An 18,113-nucleotide genomic window follows, 5' to 3' on the forward strand; every position below is an offset into this window, starting at 1 on the left:
TCCACCGACCGGGTCCGCGCCGCCAACTACGGTGATTTCATGGCGTATCTCTCCTCCCAGCTCCAGCGGTCCTGGCAGGCGTCCTGTCACCTGTTCTTCGGGCTGCCGGTGGCCATGGCCGCGTTCCTGGGCTGCTTCGCGGTCCCGGCCGGGGTGTTCTTCACGCTGGTCCTCGTCGGTGCTCCGGCCTGGCCGGAGATCGTGCGTGTGCTGCGCCGGTTCGCCGGTTACGAGCGGGTGCGGGCGGGCGGCTGGCTCGGCAAGCCGATTCCGGAGCTCTACCTGCCGTTGGACGGCTCGCCCAGCGACCGGGTGCGCCTGGCGCTCACCGATCCCGGCACGTGGCGGGACGCGCTCTGGCTGCCGTACGCGACCCTCAGCATTCTCGGCTTCAGCGCGGTCGTGCTGGTGCTGTGGCCGGTGGCGCTGCTCGTCGACGGAACGGGGGCGGCGTTCGGCCACCGGCCCCGCGCGCTGCCCGTGTTCGAGCATCTGGCGGACGCCCAGGCCCGGTGGACGGCCGCGCTGCTGAAGCCGTCGCCATCGGCGAAACTCGGCCAACGTGTGGCGGAGCTCTCCGAGTCCCGGGCCGGGGCCATGGAGTCGCACAGCGCCGAGCTCCGCCGTATCGAGCGGGACCTGCACGACGGGGTGCAGGCCCAGCTCGTGGCGCTGTCCATGCGGGTGGGGCTGGCGCGCCAGCAGGTCAAGAGCGACCCGGACACCGCGACACGGTGGCTGGACGAGGCGCAGGAGGAGATCGACGCCACGCTCGCGGCGCTGCGGGGCATCGTCCGTACGGTGCATCCCCCGGTGCTCACCGACCGCGGCCTGGCCGGGGCGGTCCGCACGCTCGCGGTCTCCGCGGACATCCCGGTGGAGATGAATCTGGCGGCCGTGGAGACCGGTCACCGGCTGCCGGCGGCCGTGGAGGCCGCTGTCTATTTCGTGATCGCGGAGTGTCTGACGAACATCCGCAAGCACAGTGGGGCGACCCATGCCTCAGTACGCTTCACCAGGGCCGACGGGACACTTCAGGTCGTCGTCACGGACAACGGGCGCGGCGGCGCCGAGGAACACGGGGGAAGCGGGCTGCTCGGCATACGCCGCCGGGTCGCGGCGCTCGACGGCACGACCGAGATCACCAGCCCTCCCGGGGGGCCGACGAGGATGAAGGTGGAGCTGCCATGCGGATCTTGATCGCGGAGGACAACGCGTTGCTCCGGGAGGGGATGACGCTGCTGCTGACGCACAACGACCACGAGGTGGTGGCGACGTGCGTGTCGGGGCCGGAGATCATGCCGATGCTGCGCCGCACCCGGCCGGACGCGGCGGTCCTGGACATGCGGCTGCCGCCGAGCTTCCGCGACGAGGGCCTGCGCGCGGCGGTCGCGGCCCGGCAGGAGTTCCCGGACCTTCCCATTCTCGTGCTGTCGCAGTACGTCGAACAGGCTTACGCGGCAGAGCTGCTGGCCCTCGGCGCGCGCGGGATCGGCTACTTGCTCAAGGACCGGGTGGGCCGGGTCGAGCAGTTTCTGGAGGCCCTGGAGCGCATCAGCGAGGGCGGCACGGCGCTGGACCCCGAGGTGGTCAACGAGATCATCCAGCAGCGGGCGTCGACGCGGTCGCTGGACGGGCTGACGGCCCGTGAGCAGGAAGTGCTGGAGCTGATGGCCCAGGGGCTGGCCAACGCGGCCATCGCCGAAAAGCTGTTCGTCACGGAGCGGGCAGTCAGCAAACACATCCGGGGGATCTTCGACAAGCTGAACCTGCCCGCGGAGGGCACCAGCGTCCACCGCCGTGTCCTGGCGGTCCTCGCGTATCTGGGCAACGACATCACGGGCGAGCCATCGCGGTAGACCGAAGACGCCCCTGAGGTGGTGTCAGCCGAAGTCACCGAGGTCGGTGCAGGTCTTGCGCAGCGCCTTCAGCCGGCCGCTCTGCTCGGACAGGTACTCCGAGACCGACCCGGCCTTCAGGTCCTCGTCGGCGGCGGCGCGCAGTTCCTTCGCGGTCTTCTCCGCCGCGTCGCGCAGTTTGTCGTCGGACGCCTTCCCGGCGATCTCGTCGATCTTGTCGGCCCGGTCCCGTACGTCCTTGCGGGCCTCGTCCGCACTCGACGGGTTCGGGTCGAAGAGCGCGACGTCGAGGATGTCGAGGCACATGTCGCCCCGGTCCAGCGCATCCTGCGCGGAATCGCAGGCGGTCAGTCCCAGTGCGGCCGGCACGGTGATGATTCCGCCGGCCAGCAGCCCGGTCCACCTCCGGTGCCGTACCGATAAGCGCGTCCGCGTGCCCAGTGACGGCTTCATACCGCTTCCCCTCCCTGAGTGCTCGTCAGCTCGCGGACCGCTGCCGGCGGACGACCGCCCAGATCACCGCGATCGCGTCGAGGGCGAAGCCCGCGCTCATCACGGCGGTGTAGGCCCCGTCGTCCACGGCGTGCGAGACCACGGACGTGAGCATGGCACCGACGAAGAACACCAGCAGCGGCGGCACGTACCACGCTCCCCTGGCCTTCCGGGGAGCGCGGTCCTCGTCGTAGTCGGTCGAACGTGCCATGGAGGACTCCTGTTTTTGGTCCGGTGCTCGTCACGGGGGCCCGTGCCGCCTCCTCATGCTGCCCCGGTCGTGTGGTCCGCGTCAGTGCACCGTGCACCCGAATCGGGGTGAAGCCTGCACCACCAGGCGTCCGCGTGGGCGAGCCTGCGCAAGGCGCTGAACATCGCCTCGCCCAGCACCGTGCCCACGACCACGCGCTCCACCTGCTCCGCGCGCGCCGCCGGCCGCCCGAGATGGCCGAGATCGGCGCGGGCGACCCGCTCGGCCGCCGCCGCGTAGTCGTCCAGGAGTACGGCGAAGTCCCCGTGGCCCGCCGCGCGCAGGGCGACGAGCACACCGGCCAGCGCCTCGCCCGCCGGCCCGTCCGCGTCCACCCGCCAGCCCAGGCGCCGCACCAGCCGGGCCACCTCGGCGCGGGCCTCGTCCAGCTCCGGTCCGGACACGGTCTCCCGGGGCGGGGTCAGGTGGTCCGTGGCGGTGCGGAGCACGTCGGCGGGCGGGCGGTCCGGGTCGTCCACGGCCCGCAGCACGTCACCGATGGCCGCCAGGGAGAGCCCGCCGGCGTCCAGCAGGGCCCGGATCAGGCGCAGCCGGTGCTCGTGGGCGCCGTCGTAACTGGCCCGCGTGGGGCTGGTGAGCCGGCCCGCGGGCAGCAGGCCCAGCCGGATGTAGAACTTGATCGTCGCCACAGGCACTCCGGACCTGCGGCACAGCTCAGCCATGCGCACCAGCGGCTGTCCTTCCTGGGACGGCAGTACGAAGGCGGGCTCTCGCCGGTGCGCAGACGCTAACGAGCGGTCACCCGGCGGCGCCACTCCCAGCGTGCCCACTCGCCCGGAGCCGGTGCACGCCGAGGACGTGGTCGAGCGTGCGGCCTGATATGCCGGGCCCGCCAACGGACTTGCCGGGCTCGCGCGACTCCGGAACATGCCCCTCGTGCCGGATGTCCGCCGGACGCCACGGTCGGCTGCCACGGATGGTGCCGCGCGGCATGACGCCCCGCCGCTGGTCGGGCCGCGCCCGGTCGCCGCCCCGGAGGCGGGCGCACGGCTGCTGCTCACCATCGAGGTGGAGGACGCCGACGCGGTGTGCGCCGAGCTCGTGGAGCACGGGGTGCCCCTGCTCAACGGTCCGGTCGACCGCCCCTGGGGACGCCGTACCGCCGCCTTCGCCGACCCCTCCGGCAACGGGCCTGTCTGCAAGCCGGGCCCCAACTGCCGACCGACCAAGCCGCCCGTCAGCTCGGGAGGTGCTGCCCACCCTGGGGCGGGGATGAGGTACGAGGGCGATCCGGCCAGAACAGCAGCAGGAGACATGCCCCGACCATGGAGTCGGCCCGACCAATCGTCCGACACCGAGGGCCGAACCTGGGGACCGACGGAACACTCCGCGTCCTCGTCACCGACAACGGACACGGCAGCGTGCCGTGTCACGGGTGGTACCGCCACCTGCCTTCGGAGATGACGTCCACCTGATCGTCGCGGACGCGGATGGCTGTCTCGTCGTCGAGAAAGTAGACCGGGAAGTCCGCCTTCGCGACGATGCGATCGGCCCAGGCGTCATCCCGTTCCGGGAAGTGAGGCGAGTACAGATGCGGTTTCAGGTACCAGTCGAAGAGGCCGAAGGGCGGCTCAATGGTTGTCGCGCCAAGCAGATGCAGGTCCGAGGCGTCCCCGATGACATCGGCAGAATGTTCGGTGAGATTCCGGCTGAAGACCATGGATCCGGCGCTCAGTCCCACATAGACGCTGTCTTCCAGAACATCCAGAAAGCCGTCCGCCAAATCATTGCCAACGATGCTGCGGGCGAGATGATACTGGTTGCCACCTCCGGCATAAATGACATCGGCATGACGTAGTCGCTCAAGCACCACCTGCCGCGGCAAGCCATTCAGTTCAAGTACATCGAATTCCTTCCAGCCCAGACTGTGCAGCTGGTTCATGTGCTCAAGGAGCCACCCGTGGTCCCCGGGTACAGCGAGAGATGCCGTGGGGAGGTACACCACGTTGGCAGACCCCAAAGGCTTTCCCAGCATGTCTCGCAGTGCTTCCAGTATGGACGAATTACACAGACCAGTAGACGTCAACAGAAGATTCATCAGGCAATCCAAGCACGAGTGGGAGATGCACACAACGCATCTCGCGGGCCTGCGGCCGAGTCAGCACTTGAAGTCCTGATCTGATATCGCTTTCGATCGGGTCAGTTGAGCAACCCGCAAGATGCGACCGGGCAGCCCTGGAAGCGAAGCTTTGAGTGGACTCTGGACAACAGTCTCCTGGGCATCCGTGGGCCTTGGGGCGAACCGTCCCGAAACCAGGGCGTTATTGCCCGATGAAGCTGCCGGGCAGCAGTGTGGTGCACCAGGCAAGGGGACCTGTCCCCGAGTGGTGGACGCCTACGATGCGGCACCCAGGACGATCGGTTCCAAGCGCCTGAAACGTCACATACGGAGGAGATGACCGCGTGCCTGGCACGAATCTGACCCGCGAAGAGGCACAGGAGCGAACGCGCCTGCTGACCGTGGACGCGTACGAGATCGATCTCGACCTCTCCGGAGCGCAGGAGGGCGGGACCTACCGGTCCGTCACCGTCGTGCGTTTCGACTCCGCCGAAGCCGGTGCGGAGACCTTCATCGACCTGGTCGCCCCCGCGGTGCACGAGGTCGAGCTGAACGGCAGGGCGCTGGACGTCGCGGCGGTGTTCCGCGACTCGCGCATCACGCTGCCGCACCTGCAGGCCGGGGCCAACGAGCTGAAGGTCGTCGCGGACTGCGCGTACACCAACACCGGTGAGGGCCTGCACCGCTTCGTCGACCCGGTCGACCAGCAGGCGTACCTCTACACCCAGTTCGAGGTGCCGGACGCGCGCCGCGTCTTCGCGAGCTTCGAGCAGCCCGACCTGAAGGCGACCTTCCGGTTCACCGTGAAGGCCCCGTCCGGCTGGACCGTGATCTCCAACTCGCCGACGCCGGAGCCGAAGGACGACGTCTGGTCGTTCGAGCCGACGCCGCGCATCTCCTCGTACATCACCGCGCTGATCGTCGGCCCGTACCACTCGGTGCACAGCAGCTACGAGAAGGACGGCCGGACCGTCCCGCTGGGCATCTACTGCCGGCCCTCGCTCGCCGAGTACCTGGACGCGGACGCGATCTTCGACGTGACCCGGCTGGGCTTCGACTGGTTCCAGGAGAAGTTCGACTACGCCTACCCGTTCGCCAAGTACGACCAGCTCTTCGTCCCGGAGTTCAACGCGGGCGCGATGGAGAACGCCGGCGCGGTCACCATCCGCGACCAGTACGTCTTCCGGTCGAAGGTGACGGACGCGGCGTACGAGGTGCGGGCCGGGACAATCCTGCACGAGCTGGCCCACATGTGGTTCGGCGACCTCGTCACGATGGAGTGGTGGAACGACCTCTGGCTGAACGAGTCGTTCGCCACGTACTGCGCATTCGCCTGCCAGGCGTACGCTCCCGGCTCGAAATGGCCGGGTGTCTGGACCGGCTTCGCCAACTTCCTGAAGTCCTGGGCCTACCGCCAGGACCAGCTGCCCTCCACCCACCCGATCATGGCCGACATCCGCGACCTCGACGACGTCATGGTCAACTTCGACGGCATCACGTACGCCAAGGGCGCCTCGGTCCTGAAGCAGCTGGTGGCGTACGTCGGCATGGACGAGTTCTTCAACGGTGTGCAGGCCTATTTCAAGGCCCACGCCTTCAAGAACACCCGCCTGTCCGACCTCCTCAGCGCGCTGGAGGAGACCAGCGGCCGCGACCTGAAGTCCTGGTCGAAGGCATGGCTGGAGACCGCGGGCATAAACATCCTGCGCCCGCACATCGAGACGGACACCAACGGCACCATCACTTCCTTCGCCGTACGACAGGAGGCCCCCGCGCTGCCCGAGGGCGCCAAGGGCGAGCCGACGCTGCGGCCGCACCGGATCGCGATCGGTCTGTACGATCTTGAGGACGGTGAGCTCGTTCGCACAGACCGTATCGAACTGGACGTCGACGGTGAACTGACTCCGGTCCCGCATCTGCTGGGCAAGCGCCGCCCGGCCGTCATCCTGCTCAACGACGACGACCTGTCGTACGCGAAGGTCCGCCTGGACGAGGAGTCGCTGCGGGTCGTCACCGAGCACCTGGGCGACTTCACCGAGTCGCTGCCGCGCGCCCTGTGCTGGGCGTCCGCCTGGGACATGACCCGCGACGGCGAGCTGGCCACCCGCGACTACCTCGCGCTGGTCCTCTCGGGGATCGGCAAGGAGTCGGACATCGGCGTCGTGCAGTCGCTGCACCGCCAGGTCAAGACGGCGATCGACCTGTACGCGACGCCGCAGTGGCGCGACGCGGGCCTCGCGCGGTGGACGGAAGCCACACTGGAGCAGCTGCGGGCCGCCGAGCCCGGCAGCGACCACCAGCTGGCCTGGGCGCAGGCGTTCGCGGCCACCGCCCGCACCGACGAGCAGCTGGACCTGCTGGGGGCATTGCTCGACGGCGACCAGACGGTGAGAGGCCTCGCCGTCGACACCGAGCTGCGCTGGGCGTTCGTCGAACGCCTCGCGGCTACCGGGCGGGCCGACGAGAAAGTCATCGAGGCGGAGTACCAGCGGGACAGGACCGCGGCGGGCGAACGGCACGCGGCCACCGCGCGGGCGGCCCGGCCGACCGCTCAGGCCAAGGCGGAGGCCTGGGCCGCGGTCGTCGAGTCCGACACGTCGCCGAACGCTGTGCACCAAGCGGTGATCACCGGCTTCGTCCAGTCCGACCAGCGCGAACTGCTCGCCCCGTATACGGAGAAGTACTTCGCGGCGGTCAAGGACATATGGGAGTCCGGGTCCCGTTCGCAGGACATGGTCCAGCAGATCGTGGTCGACCTGTTCCCCTCACTGCAGGTGTCGCGGGCGACCCTGGACGCGACGGATGCGTGGCTGGCCTCCGCGGAACCGAGCGCCGCCCTGCGTCGGCTGGTGTCGGAGTCGCGGTCGGGCATCGAGCGGGCGCTGAGGGCCCAGGCGGCAGACGCTTCCGCATAAGCGCTGCTTCCGGTCTCCGGCTTTGAGCGGTCAGGGCTTCCAGGGGCTTCGGGTTCTCGACGGTGTCGGGTTCGCCGAGGCCGGACCGCATCCGGCTTCCTGGCGCCGCCATCCGCATACGCTCAGCGTGTGGCATCGCCGCGGGTCTCCTGAGGGCCGGGGACGACGCGATGGCTGACCGGGATGGGGGAGCTCGGAACCCAGGCCGGACACGTTGGGTCGGGCGTCGCCGACAGGAGGACCCCGCGCAGGGGCAGCGAGGCCGGCAGGCCTTCGAACGCCGGCACCGGCCGGTCCTCGTGGTAGGCGATCGACAGTGAGGGCTGCGCCAGCCCCCGCATCCGTACGACGAGCTCCGCTTCGTCCCCAGCGGCCTTGGGCTGCATGGTCTGCATGGGGATCGGGGTGAAGCTGAACCGGGCCTTGAACCCGAAGAGGCCCGGTTGAGCCGTGTGCCCGAGGAGGGAAGGGTCGCTGCCCAGTGAGGCCCACGTGTAGCCGCGCTCCCGTGCCGCGTCGAAGGCAGCGCTGTACATCAGACGCGAGAGCATGCCATTCCGGGCCGAGTCCGCTGCCGCGGAGAACCTGACGTGAACGAGAGACTGGTCGGGCCGCAGCGAGCACAGGCAACCGCCGACAAGGACGCCATCGGCGTGCGCGAACACTCCGAGCAGAGAGGGCAGGTCACGCAATAGGAGCCGCTCCTGCCGCCTGGCGTAATTGACACCGTGAGGCATCGAGGAGATCTGCCGCTCGTACAATTCGAGGAAGCCCCGCAGGTCCTCCTCCCCCACTTGGTCGAGGACTCCAACCGTAATGCCGCTCGTGACAGCTGCCCGCGCGGCATTGCGGTGACTCTTGCGCTCGCTGACCGACAGGCGCTGTCGGAACGCGGCCGCCGAATCCGTCAGGGGAGCCAACCAGTTCACCCACGCCGGCTTGACCAGAAAGCCGGCAGCTTCAAGCGCGGGACGCCGATCAAGGTCTGCCAGCCTCACCCTGACGATGTCGACATCGCAGGCAGGGTCGTGCCAGTTCCTCTCCAGGGCTTCTTCCAAGCCCACGTGTGCGATCGTGACCGCTCCCTGCACGTCAACCCGCATGCTCGTCCCTCTGACCAGTCGATTCGCGCCGGTCACGAGCCGGCATGGCGGAAGATGCGTACTGTCCGGGGCAGGCGGACTGCCGCTTGCACGGTGGTTCCGGTCCACGCGCTTACGCGACCCAGGGCGCCATCGGATACCAGATCAGGTCACGGGCCGCGAGAATGCGTACGTCCCAGTAAAGGATCATGAAGATGCCGGCAGCGAGGAACGCCCCCGCCATCAGAGCCGACGCCCGGCCCGGGCGCTTCGTCAGCGCTCGGTGAATCCGGTCCCCGAAGAGACCCGTGACGATCAAGAACACCGTCGCCATGACCGTGATGTTGCCGAGGCTCTGCAGGGCGAACTCCAGCGCTGCGAAAAACGAGTTCCGGCTCTCAGCGGCATCCTGGAACAGCTGCCTGAACAGCGGGAACGGCCGGCCGATGAGGAAGGCGCCGATCAGGCCGCCCATGAAAAGCAGGGGAGCACTCGGCAGAACCCGGGACACGTTTGCCAACGGGTCGCGCACCACGCCCAGCGCGGCCAGCCCGAGGTACGTCATGACCAGGCCGATCAGCCCGAACACCACCATGGCCTGTACGAGTCGTCCGGAGAAGCCACCGCCGCCCTGGCCCTGCTCGAACTGCGGCATGCCCGCGCCCACGAGGCCGACGACCGTGCCGTACAGCGCCGACACGATGACAGCGCCCAGTGCGAGCAGACCGACCGGGCGCAGCGCGGCGGCCATACGACCCCGTCGTGAGGTTGATCCAGCACCGGTCAGTGGCGCCAATGCGCTGAACACGGCGACGTTGCACGCTGTGAACGTTCCTGCGATGCCGGTGGCCAGGGCAAAGGCGAGGCCCGCCAGGGCGCCGGCGATCGGCGTCTCCTTGGCAGGGTGGCCCAAGAGCGTATTCGCCACGTTGTCACCGATGGTCTGGTCGACGAACTTCGCCGACCAGACCACTGTGAGCGCGAAGCCGAACAGCGCGCTGAGGGTCACGATCAGTGCGCGTCGCCGGGGCACGTGGCCGTTGAAGAAGAATGAAGGTGGGCGGGTCGCGGCTTTCGTACTCCGCTGCAGTGTCTGCGTCATGAGGTGTCGCCCTTCCATACAGGGGTGAGAGGGGGTGTCGCGCTGGGCAGCGGCTGCTTCGTACACCTCGGCGGCGTATCGAGCACGCGGCAGGAACGTCATGCGTCCACTTCGAAGGCCGTCCTCACCCCTGCCGGCCAGTACGTGGGCGCACGGCGTCGTCCGGCGCCTCCGCGGTCGCGGGCTCGTACGTGTACTGGACCCCGGACAGTTCCTCGGACAGGGCCCACAACCGGGCCTGCGCTCCCTTGCTTCGGGAAGCCCGGCTGGAGGACGCCGGCCCGGGTTTCCCTCGGTTCCCGAAGAGCCCCGACGGACCGAGATACGCACCGCCCGGCACATCAGCGTCCATGGCCGCCCGCAGCGAAGGCAGCGCCGCCTGCTCCGCGGGCTGGGCCAGCCATGGGAGTCCCGCCGCCACCGCTGGGCGTAGCAGCGCAGGCGGGTCCCCGTTCCACAGCTGGGTCGGTGACAGCCCCGGATGCACAGCCAGGGACGTTGTGGGGGCGCCCACGGTGGTGAGCTGGTGCTGCAACTCCCTCGCGAACAGTAGGTTGGCGAGCTTGGAACGCCCGTACGCGGTCACCGATCTCCGGCCGTCATCAGCCCGGGCGCGGGCGGCATCAAAACCACCGAAGCCCGCCCGGTGCGCCAGGCTCGCGACCGTGACGATCCGGGAATCAGGCACCGAGATCATCGATTTCAGCAGCAGTCCCGTGAGCGCGAAATGGCCGAGGTGGTTGACTCCGAAGTGGGCCTCGAAGCCGTCCTCGGTGCGCTGGTACGACGGGAACATCACCCCGGCGTTGTTGATCAGCAGGTCCAGCCGATCGTGCCGGTCGAGCACCTCCGCCGCCGCTCGGTGGATGGAGTCCAGGGATGCGAGGTCCAGGAGGACGATCTCCGTGCTGCCGCCGATCCGCGTTGCCGCGGCCCGGCCTCGCTCCAAGCTGCGGCCGGCGAGGATCACATGTGCCCCGCGGGCCGCGAGCGCTCGGGCGGTCTCGAGCCCGATGCCTGCGGACGCGCCGGTCACCAGCGCCGTCCTGCCCTTCTGACCGGGAGCATGAGCAAGGGACCAGGCCATACACCCTCCTAGAGGCACACAGGGGCCGAGCGTCAGCGCGCTCCGCTGTATCCACGTACGACGATGACGTCGGCCGCGGCGTTGTAGAACGACGGGTCGGCCGGCAAGGCCGTGGCGAGTCCGCTCACGTAGCGGTTGAACATCGCGAACGCGGCTGCGATCAGTACTGTGTCGTGGATGTGGTCGTCCGTCGCGCCTTCAGCGCGGGCCGCAGCGATCGTTGTGTCGGAGACCGGGGCGGCCTTCGCCTGTACTTCCGCGGCAACCTTCAGCAGTGCCCGGATCAGCGGGGAGATGGGGGCCCGGTCCGCGTCCGCGAGTACCGACGCGACCAACTCGGCGCCGCCTTCCAGCTGTGCTGCCGCGAAGGCGCTGTGTGAGCCGGAGCAGTAGGCCGTGCAGTTCAAATCGCTCACGTACGCGGCGATCAGCTCGCGCTCGCCTCGGCTCAAAGGCGACTCGCCTTCGCGCAGGAGAGTGTCGGCGAGCTGCGACAGAACACCCGCCGTGTCCGGGCGCTGGACGAAGAGTCCGCTGATTCCGGGAAGATCATTGGCAATCTCGATGTGAGGCACGGGCGTCCTATTCCTCATCCGGAGCCGATAGGGACGTGCTCATAGTCGGGACGCGCGCCCCTGGCAGCCAACTCCCAGAGTGCGGTGCGCGGGCTCGGGCCAGTTCTGTGAAGTCACGCGCGTCCAGCACCAGAAGACAGGAGGACGGCTCGTGCGGTCCGGCGGCGTCGAGGACGATCGACAGCACCACGCCGTACTTCTCGGATTCCAGGCTTCGCAGGCCGGCTGCGCTGCGGGCGATCGGTGTGCGCGCACGGCACATGGAGCTTCATCGATTCGCTGTCCGCGCGTGGCTCCCTACACCACGTCGGTGGCAGGGGAAGCGCTGCCCGTTGAGGCATCAGTCGCCGCCGCTTGCGCTTCGGTGGTCTCGCCGGACGGCCGGGTGCGCTCTCCCCACCTCGCAATGGCCGGGCCGGTGAGCCCGAGGAGCAGCAGAAAGGCACCGACCCCGATCCAGCCGGTGCTGCCGAGGCTCAGCGCGAGTCCGAGCAACAGGGCGGGTGCCGCAGCCTTCGCTGCTCCGGCGACCGCGCCGGCAACCCCTTGGTACTGGCCCTGCGCGTACGCGGGCGGCATGCCGAACTCGAACGCGAAGGTGCCGCTCACGTAGTAGATCTCGCCGAGTGTCAGCAACACCATGCCGACGACCAGGAGCAGCAGCGCCGCCCCTGCGGGCACACCGGCCATCAGGCTCATCGCGGCGCAGCCCAGCAGCAGGGCGAAGCCGGCTCGGCGCAGTGCCGTGCCCCCGTCGGTGATCGACTGAATCTTTGCGCCGATTCTCACCTGGAGCAGCACGACAAGTGCTGTATTGAGCACGAAGGCGACCGTGACTGCCCACCCTGGCGCGTCGGTGTAGTTGACGATCCATACAGCGATCATGATTTCCAAGATCATGTTCTGTATCGCCATCGCGCCGCCGACCAGCGAATACGCGAGGAACGCCTTGTCCCTCAGCGCAATCCTCTTCGATGGCGCGCCCTCGGAACCGTCGGCTTCCTTCTGCGGCCGGGGCAGCGGCTGGTAGTTGGGCAGCCTGAACAGCATCGCGAGGGAAGCGACCTGAGTCAGCGTGAAGGCGAGAGCCAGCACTCGGTAAGAGGTGGCGGTGTCGATCTGAATGCCGACGCCGGCGATCAGGGAACCGAGGGACACTCCCAGGTTCGCCACCACTCTGATCTTGGACCTGATCGTGACCGCTTCGTCGCCGCCGATCCGTCGCAGCATCGCGCCGGAGGCGGGGTAGTTGGCTGCGAGGCTGGCGGCCGAGAGCATCTGGACCGCCAGCAGCATCCAGAAGTTCTGGACGAACAAGTAGGAAACGCCCACCAGGCTATGACCGGCAAAGGTCGCCATCATCACGCGCCGCGGGCCGATTCGGTCGGCAAGCGCCCCGGCAGGAACGGAGAGCGGAATCGCCAGCAGCCCGGACACCGTAAACGCAAGGCCTACTTGTGCCGCCGACAGGCCAACTATTTTGATGAAGTACAGGGTGCTGATGGGCAGGATGATGCCGCCACCGATCGTGGCGATGAATGTCGACACGACAAACGTGCGCTGAACACCTGGCTCGGCGAATGCAGATCCCATCAGGGAAAAAAGCTTAAATCTGGACATACCCTGCCTTCTGTGTTCAGCAATGGCCGCACTCGCTGCAACAGCGTAGAGCGCATCTGACGCGGCAGCATCTCTCAGAATGCGATCCATTTCCAGGGATCGCCGGACTCATCGGGTACAGCGACAGGCCAGGACGCACTCCGCAATCCACGAGTCGTCGGCTTCCCTCTGCAGCGCATATGTTCCCTTCTCGTGCCTGAGCACGAGAAGGGAAGGTAGTTGGCATATGCCACACATCAAGGGGCCGGTTCGCTACCCGCTCTCCGCCGAACTGTCCGCGCGCTGCGTCGATCAGCCGGGTGGAGAGGACATGGCGAGGTTCGTCATGCCGCTGGCGTGGCGGGTCAAGGGAAGCGTGGACTCAGCTGCCCTGCAGCATGCGTTGGACGACGTGGTGGCCAGGCACGAGTCACTGCGCACCACCGTCACCTGCGGCTGCGGGGACGGCGAAGCCGGCTACCAGACAGTGCTGCCGCCCGTGCCGGTGCCGTTGACCGAGCACCAGTTGGCAACCGCTCCGAACCAGTCGCGCGACGATCTCGCCGAGGAGCTCCTCGTCAAGCTTCACTCGGACACCATGTCGATGCACCAGACACCCTTGCTGCGGGCCGCCCTGCATCGGTTCGATGATCAGGATTCCGTGCTCACCATCCTGTTCCACCACATCTCCGGCGACGGGCGGTCAACCCACCTGCTCTGGCGCGATCTGGCCGCCTTCTACCGTGCACGCACAACCGGGACGGAACCGGACCTGCCGCCCATCCGACAGTACGGTGAGTACGCCGAATGGCAGCAGGAGTGGCTGAACAGCCCGAAGACCAAGGAGCTCAAGGAGTTCTGGGGCGGTCAGCTCGCCAACGCGCACATCCTGGCGCCATCGGCAGATCACCCTGACCGGGTCGCCGATGCGCATGACCCTCACTACGGCAGCACTACCGTGGATGTGGCTCCGGACGAGATGGCGGAGGTACGGGCCCGCGCGCGCAGTGGGCGCAGCTCCACCTGGCACGTGCTGATCGCGGCGGGTGCGCTGCTCGCCGCTCAGCTCTCCGGGGAAACCGATGTGGCTCTGATGACCCTCCGGGCTTCGCGTGATCACAAGGATTTCCAGGAGACGATCGGCATGTTCGTCGACACCATGCCGCTGCGGGTCGATCTCAACGGATGCGAGACCTTCCGGGATGTCCTTGTCCGTGCACGCAATACTTGCCTGGAGGCGTATCGCCGCCCGCTGCCGAGCCGCAATATTGCAGAGGAAAGCCCTGATTTCCTACAGCCCTACGTGAGTTCGGAGAACGTACCGGTCCTCTTCACCTACTCGGTGCATGCACGACCGGGCGAGGAAATCAGGATCGCCGACGGAGCCGAGCCAGTGAAACTTCGGCAGGAGGCAGCGCTCAACCGAGGGGGCTTGTGCAACTGGATTATCTGGGACCTCCCGTCGGGCGGCCTGAGAATGCAGCTCGAATATCCCCCCGAGCGGATCGATGAAGGCACCGCCGCGCACTGGACCACGCTGTTCCGCGAGCTGATGCTGCGCATCACCAACACTCCCGATCAGAGCTGGAAGGAAGTCTAGTGGACGCCACAACCGCCAATGACCTTGCCTCCAAGGTTCTCGCCACGGTGATCACCGCGGTCAAGAGGGTCTATTCCGGGGAAGTCGACGAGAACCTCGACCTGATCGCGGCCGGCTTCGATTCGCTTTCCTCCATGGAGCTGACGACCATCCTGGAGCAGGAACTCGGTGTCGACTGCACGCTCGCCGATATTTTCGACACGACCTCTCTTGTCGAGCTGGCCGACCTTCTGGTCCAGCGCATCAATGAGGCCGGCAACCGGTAGCACCGAGGAACGGTGAGGAGGCAAGGAGCCCGCAGCACCTGATGGAGGCGTCGGATGACTGATGAGAACAAAACCCGCACAGTCGTGGTGTGCAGGTATCAACCGGAGCTGCTTGCGGCGCTCTTGGACCATGATGCCCGGGCTTCCCGAGACGTCGACGTCTGTGTCGTGCTGGAACGCGCCGACGTCATGTACAAGTCGACGGACGAACAGCTGCTCGCACGGTGCCGAAAGGTGTACACCGTCGGCAGTTTCGACTCGCTGGCCGAACTGTCGGCTGTAGCCGTCGATCTGCGCCAAGCCTGGCCGCCGGTGAGCCGGGTGTGCAATCAGGACGAGCTGAGCCAGTTCGGCGCGGGCTATCTGAGGTTGCTGCTCCAGGACGCTCAGTCCGAGCCGATTCATCACGTCGCGCTCCGGGACAAGCGTTTGATGAAGCAACTGGTCCGAGACGCAGGTGTGCCCACAGCGGAGTATCGGTCCCTTCCTGAGCCCGGAGACCGGGCCGCCGCAGCCGCGGCCGCGGGCGAGCTCACTGCTCCGTTGGTCGTGAAGCCGGCCGCCGGCTTCGGAGCCAGCTCCACGGTCAGAGTCGATGACGCCGAGGAACTGGGCCGGGCAGCCGGCGAGGTGACCTTCGATCCCGCGCAGCGCTCCCGGCATCTGATCGTCGAGGAGTTCGTGCAGGGCGATGAGCTGTGCGTCGATGCACTCTGGTCCGGCGGAGAGGCGCTGACCTTCGTGGTGCACCGATATCTGCGCCCACGGATGACCGTTCTGGAGAACGCGCTCGACGGATCGGTGATCCTGCTGCCCGAGGAGCATCCTGAGCTGTACCGCCGGCTGCGAGAGATGCATTCCCGGATCAACCCGGCTCTCGGCATCCACGACGGGCCGAGCCACCTCGAGGTCTTCGAGCGTCCGGACGGTGAGCTGGTCTTCTCCGAGGTCGCTTCGCGTGCCGGAGGCGGCTGGGTCCAGGACATGATCAGTGCCTATCACGGCCACTCCACGTGGTCACTGGTCGCCGAGACGGTTCTGACCGGTGGCGTTCCAGCCTTCCACCGGGCCTTTCCGCACATTGGCGGGATCAGTATCCGGCCGGCCTCGCCCGGTGTCATCACCGCGGAACCAGCCGACACCGACCTGCAGGCCTTTCCGGGCACGATCGCCTGGCACCGGCGCCGCCGCATCGGTGATCGAGCCCGTCTGATGGGACCGTCGGACTGGTACTTCTTCGTGATCCTCGGTGCGGACACGGCCGAGGGCCTCGTGGAGACCTGCGTCCGAGCTGCCCGGACCTTCGCCCTCCGGACGGACGCCGAGGACACATCCGCGGTTGCGTCGAGGCCATCGGACCGCGAGGGGCGTCGGCCGCAGTCGACGAGATGACGGCCTCCACAACGCCCTGGCCCCAAAGATCTGGTCGACGCCGACCGCCATGCGTGCAATTGAACCGCGCAAAAGTGGAGAATGTGGGCTTCTGAAATGAATGCAGATTACTCCGCTGCACCCTGGGCGGACGTGGCATGCGGTCTGTCGAGTCGCCACCCCTGCGGAACCGTTCCGATTCGCGAGTCAATCGCTTATCCGTTCCTGGAACAGGCAACCGCACAGCCCCACCGCGAGGCCGTAAGGCATTCTTCCGGAGTATATACGTACGGGCAACTCGCAGAACGAGCAATTTCAGTTGCCGGCGGCCTCCAAGATTTCGGAGTCACACCGGGATCCCGGATCTCCTTGATCGCGAACCGCGACCCCCAGTTGATTGTTTCCGTCATCGCGTGCCTCATGGCAGGTGCAATCGTTTCCGTCGTGGATGCATCGTATCCGGCGAGACGCATACATGGAATGGTCACCGCGACTCGACCGGTCTGCGTACTCGTCGCCGGAACACGCTATCGCCCAGATTCAGGAATCCCCGTCCTCTCCACTGATGACATAGCCTTCCGTAGCGGAACCGTCGTCGAAAACGTCTCCGCCCACGCGTATCTTGGACACACATCCGGGACTACCGGCCACCCCAAGCTTGTCAATGGAACGCACAGCGCGGTCAGGCACTTCATCCAGTGGTACACGCAGCACTTCAAACTGGACGCCCGTACTCGCTTCGCCATGATCTCCGGCCTGTCACATGACCCGCTGTGGCGGGACATTTTCCTGCCCCTCTCCATCGGCGGCCAGGTCCACATACCTGACGTCCGCACGTGGGCTCACGGAGAAAAGCTCGCAGCCTGGTTGCAGGAAAACGCCATCACTGACCTCAACACCACCCCGACAATGGCGCGAAGATTCCTGACGGGACAAGGGGGCCCTCTGACCGCATTGCGCCGTGTGGTTCTTGGTGGAGAGCCAACATATTGGGATGACCTTCGCAGCTTCACGAGGAGCGCCCCCGCAGCCACCTTCGTGCCCTCCTACGGTGCAACCGAGACCCCCCAAATCGCCGCTCTGGGAGTCCTTGATCCCGGTGATATCGGAGACCAGTCGGGCATGGTCCCGCTCGGGGCCGCCGCTCCAGGCTTTGAACTGATGCTCGTGGACGAGGCCGGCGCCAGGCTGTCCGGCGAGGGGCTCGGTGAAATAGTTGTCCGCTCTCCGCACATAGCGCACGGATACTTCGATACGGAGAACAGCACCGGCTTCAGCGTATCGGACGACGTTCTCATGTACGCGACCGGCGATATGGCATACCTAACCGCACAAGGAAGCGTGGTATTTCGCGGGCGAGATGACCGGCGCATAAAAGTCCGTGGCGTGAGGATCGAGTCGACTGAGATCGAGTCGGCCATCAGGGAACTTCCAGAGGTAGTGGACTCCGTGGTCGTCATGGCGTCTCCACAGTTGCCCGGAAAAGGACTGCCGGCCAGCGAGAAGCTATTGGCTTTCGTCGCCACAAGGGAATCGGGCTCCCTTTCCGAAAGGCAGGTCAAGAGCCATCTCGCCAAAGCTCTACCGGCCCCCGCGGTCCCCGAGTACGTTTCCGTCACGCGCGAGTTCCCCATCGGAACGAACGGGAAAGTCGACCTGCCCGTAATGCTCGATGAATGGAGGAAAGAGGTTCACACCCGAGCCGTTCCTCAAACAATCGGCGCCGCACGATCAGATCCGCGCTTCCGCACGCCGGCGGATGAATAGAACCACGCCGACCACGTCGTCGGCCCTCTCCCTATCGCAGAGAACATCGCTCGGAACGGAGTTTTTCA

The 18,113-nt window shown here is 67.1% G+C and carries 17 protein-coding genes and 1 pseudogene; 8 read left to right on the forward strand and 10 right to left on the reverse strand.

Annotated elements, in window-relative coordinates; translation table 11 throughout:
• Positions 1-39: 39 nt before the first annotated feature.
• Together OHS17_RS32730 and OHS17_RS32735 are read left to right on the forward strand one after the other, a co-directional pair.
• Entirely contained in the window at positions 40-1,200 is a 1,161-nt protein-coding gene (locus OHS17_RS32730) for a sensor histidine kinase (RefSeq protein WP_330315434.1), read from the forward strand.
• A complete protein-coding gene (locus OHS17_RS32735; RefSeq protein WP_330315435.1) occupies positions 1,188-1,859 on the forward strand; it encodes a response regulator transcription factor in 672 nt (223 codons plus the stop codon). The genes OHS17_RS32730 and OHS17_RS32735 overlap by 13 nt, the downstream gene beginning before the upstream one ends.
• A 24-nt stretch (positions 1,860-1,883) precedes the next feature.
• On the opposite strand, the gene OHS17_RS32740 is transcribed toward OHS17_RS32735, so the two are convergent.
• Genes OHS17_RS32740 through OHS17_RS32750 form a run of 3 tightly spaced genes read right to left on the reverse strand, consistent with a single transcriptional unit; the run spans position 1,884 to position 3,251 of the window.
• Positions 1,884-2,312, reverse strand: coding sequence for a hypothetical protein (locus OHS17_RS32740; RefSeq protein WP_330315436.1), 429 nt, complete (start codon positions 2,310-2,312; stop codon positions 1,884-1,886).
• 25 nt (positions 2,313-2,337) lie between these two features.
• Positions 2,338-2,562: a hypothetical protein gene (locus OHS17_RS32745; RefSeq protein WP_330315437.1), complete on the reverse strand. Its 225-nt coding sequence runs from the start codon at positions 2,560-2,562 to the stop codon at positions 2,338-2,340.
• A 53-nt stretch (positions 2,563-2,615) separates the two neighbouring features.
• Positions 2,616-3,251, reverse strand: coding sequence for a MerR family transcriptional regulator (locus tag OHS17_RS32750; RefSeq protein WP_330315438.1), 636 nt, complete (start codon positions 3,249-3,251; stop codon positions 2,616-2,618).
• A gap of 238 nt (positions 3,252-3,489) precedes the next feature.
• On the opposite strand from OHS17_RS32750, the pseudogene OHS17_RS32755 reads away from it, so the two are divergent.
• Positions 3,490-3,750: pseudogene (locus OHS17_RS32755) on the forward strand (VOC family protein); the annotation flags it as partial.
• A 241-nt stretch (positions 3,751-3,991) separates the two neighbouring features.
• Here the strand turns inward: OHS17_RS32755 and OHS17_RS32760 are convergent.
• Positions 3,992-4,660, reverse strand: a complete 669-nt coding sequence (locus OHS17_RS32760) for a Type 1 glutamine amidotransferase-like domain-containing protein (protein ID WP_330315439.1) — start codon at positions 4,658-4,660, stop codon at positions 3,992-3,994.
• Between the two features lie 365 nt (positions 4,661-5,025).
• On the opposite strand from OHS17_RS32760, the gene pepN reads away from it, so the two are divergent.
• Positions 5,026-7,596, forward strand: a complete 2,571-nt coding sequence (pepN, locus tag OHS17_RS32765; RefSeq protein ID WP_330315440.1) for an aminopeptidase N — start codon at positions 5,026-5,028, stop codon at positions 7,594-7,596.
• Positions 7,597-7,718: 122 nt separating this feature from the next.
• On the opposite strand, the gene OHS17_RS32770 is transcribed toward pepN, so the two are convergent.
• The 6 genes from OHS17_RS32770 to OHS17_RS32795 all read right to left on the reverse strand — a co-directional run bounded on the left by OHS17_RS32770 (position 7,719) and on the right by OHS17_RS32795 (position 13,035).
• Complete coding sequence (locus OHS17_RS32770; RefSeq protein ID WP_330315441.1) at positions 7,719-8,660, reverse strand: GNAT family N-acetyltransferase; 942 nt, start codon at positions 8,658-8,660, stop codon at positions 7,719-7,721.
• 151 nt (positions 8,661-8,811) lie between these two features.
• The gene (locus OHS17_RS32775) at positions 8,812-9,780 is read right to left on the reverse strand and encodes a hypothetical protein (protein WP_330315442.1); all 969 of its coding nucleotides are present in this window, start codon (positions 9,778-9,780) and stop codon (positions 8,812-8,814) included.
• Positions 9,781-9,904: 124 nt separating this feature from the next.
• Complete coding sequence (locus OHS17_RS32780; RefSeq protein WP_330315443.1) at positions 9,905-10,867, reverse strand: oxidoreductase; 963 nt, start codon at positions 10,865-10,867, stop codon at positions 9,905-9,907.
• A gap of 32 nt (positions 10,868-10,899) precedes the next feature.
• Positions 10,900-11,442, reverse strand: a complete 543-nt coding sequence (locus OHS17_RS32785; protein WP_330315444.1) for a carboxymuconolactone decarboxylase family protein — start codon at positions 11,440-11,442, stop codon at positions 10,900-10,902.
• 7 nt (positions 11,443-11,449) lie between these two features.
• On the reverse strand, positions 11,450-11,704 hold the full coding sequence (locus OHS17_RS32790; RefSeq protein WP_330315445.1) for a carotenoid oxygenase family protein: 255 nt from the start codon (positions 11,702-11,704) through the stop codon (positions 11,450-11,452).
• 35 nt (positions 11,705-11,739) lie between these two features.
• Positions 11,740-13,035 (reverse strand): MFS transporter, encoded by a 1,296-nt coding sequence (locus OHS17_RS32795; RefSeq protein WP_330315446.1) that lies wholly within the window; start codon positions 13,033-13,035, stop codon positions 11,740-11,742.
• A gap of 253 nt (positions 13,036-13,288) precedes the next feature.
• On the opposite strand from OHS17_RS32795, the gene OHS17_RS32800 reads away from it, so the two are divergent.
• The 4 genes from OHS17_RS32800 (at position 13,289) to OHS17_RS32815 (ending at position 18,045) form a co-directional block, all read left to right on the forward strand.
• Positions 13,289-14,641, forward strand: coding sequence for a condensation domain-containing protein (locus OHS17_RS32800; RefSeq protein ID WP_330315447.1), 1,353 nt, complete (start codon positions 13,289-13,291; stop codon positions 14,639-14,641).
• The gene (locus OHS17_RS32805) at positions 14,641-14,907 is read left to right on the forward strand and encodes an acyl carrier protein (protein WP_330315448.1); all 267 of its coding nucleotides are present in this window, start codon (positions 14,641-14,643) and stop codon (positions 14,905-14,907) included. The genes OHS17_RS32800 and OHS17_RS32805 overlap by 1 nt, the downstream gene beginning before the upstream one ends.
• A 54-nt stretch (positions 14,908-14,961) precedes the next feature.
• On the forward strand, positions 14,962-16,299 hold the full coding sequence (locus OHS17_RS32810; RefSeq protein WP_330315449.1) for an ATP-grasp domain-containing protein: 1,338 nt from the start codon (positions 14,962-14,964) through the stop codon (positions 16,297-16,299).
• A gap of 96 nt (positions 16,300-16,395) precedes the next feature.
• A complete protein-coding gene (locus OHS17_RS32815) occupies positions 16,396-18,045 on the forward strand; it encodes an AMP-binding protein (RefSeq protein ID WP_330315450.1) in 1,650 nt (549 codons plus the stop codon).
• Positions 18,046-18,113: the final 68 nt, after the last annotated feature.

The organism is Streptomyces sp. NBC_00523 (assembly GCF_036346615.1).
Classification (GTDB): Bacteria; Actinomycetota; Actinomycetes; order Streptomycetales; family Streptomycetaceae; genus Streptomyces.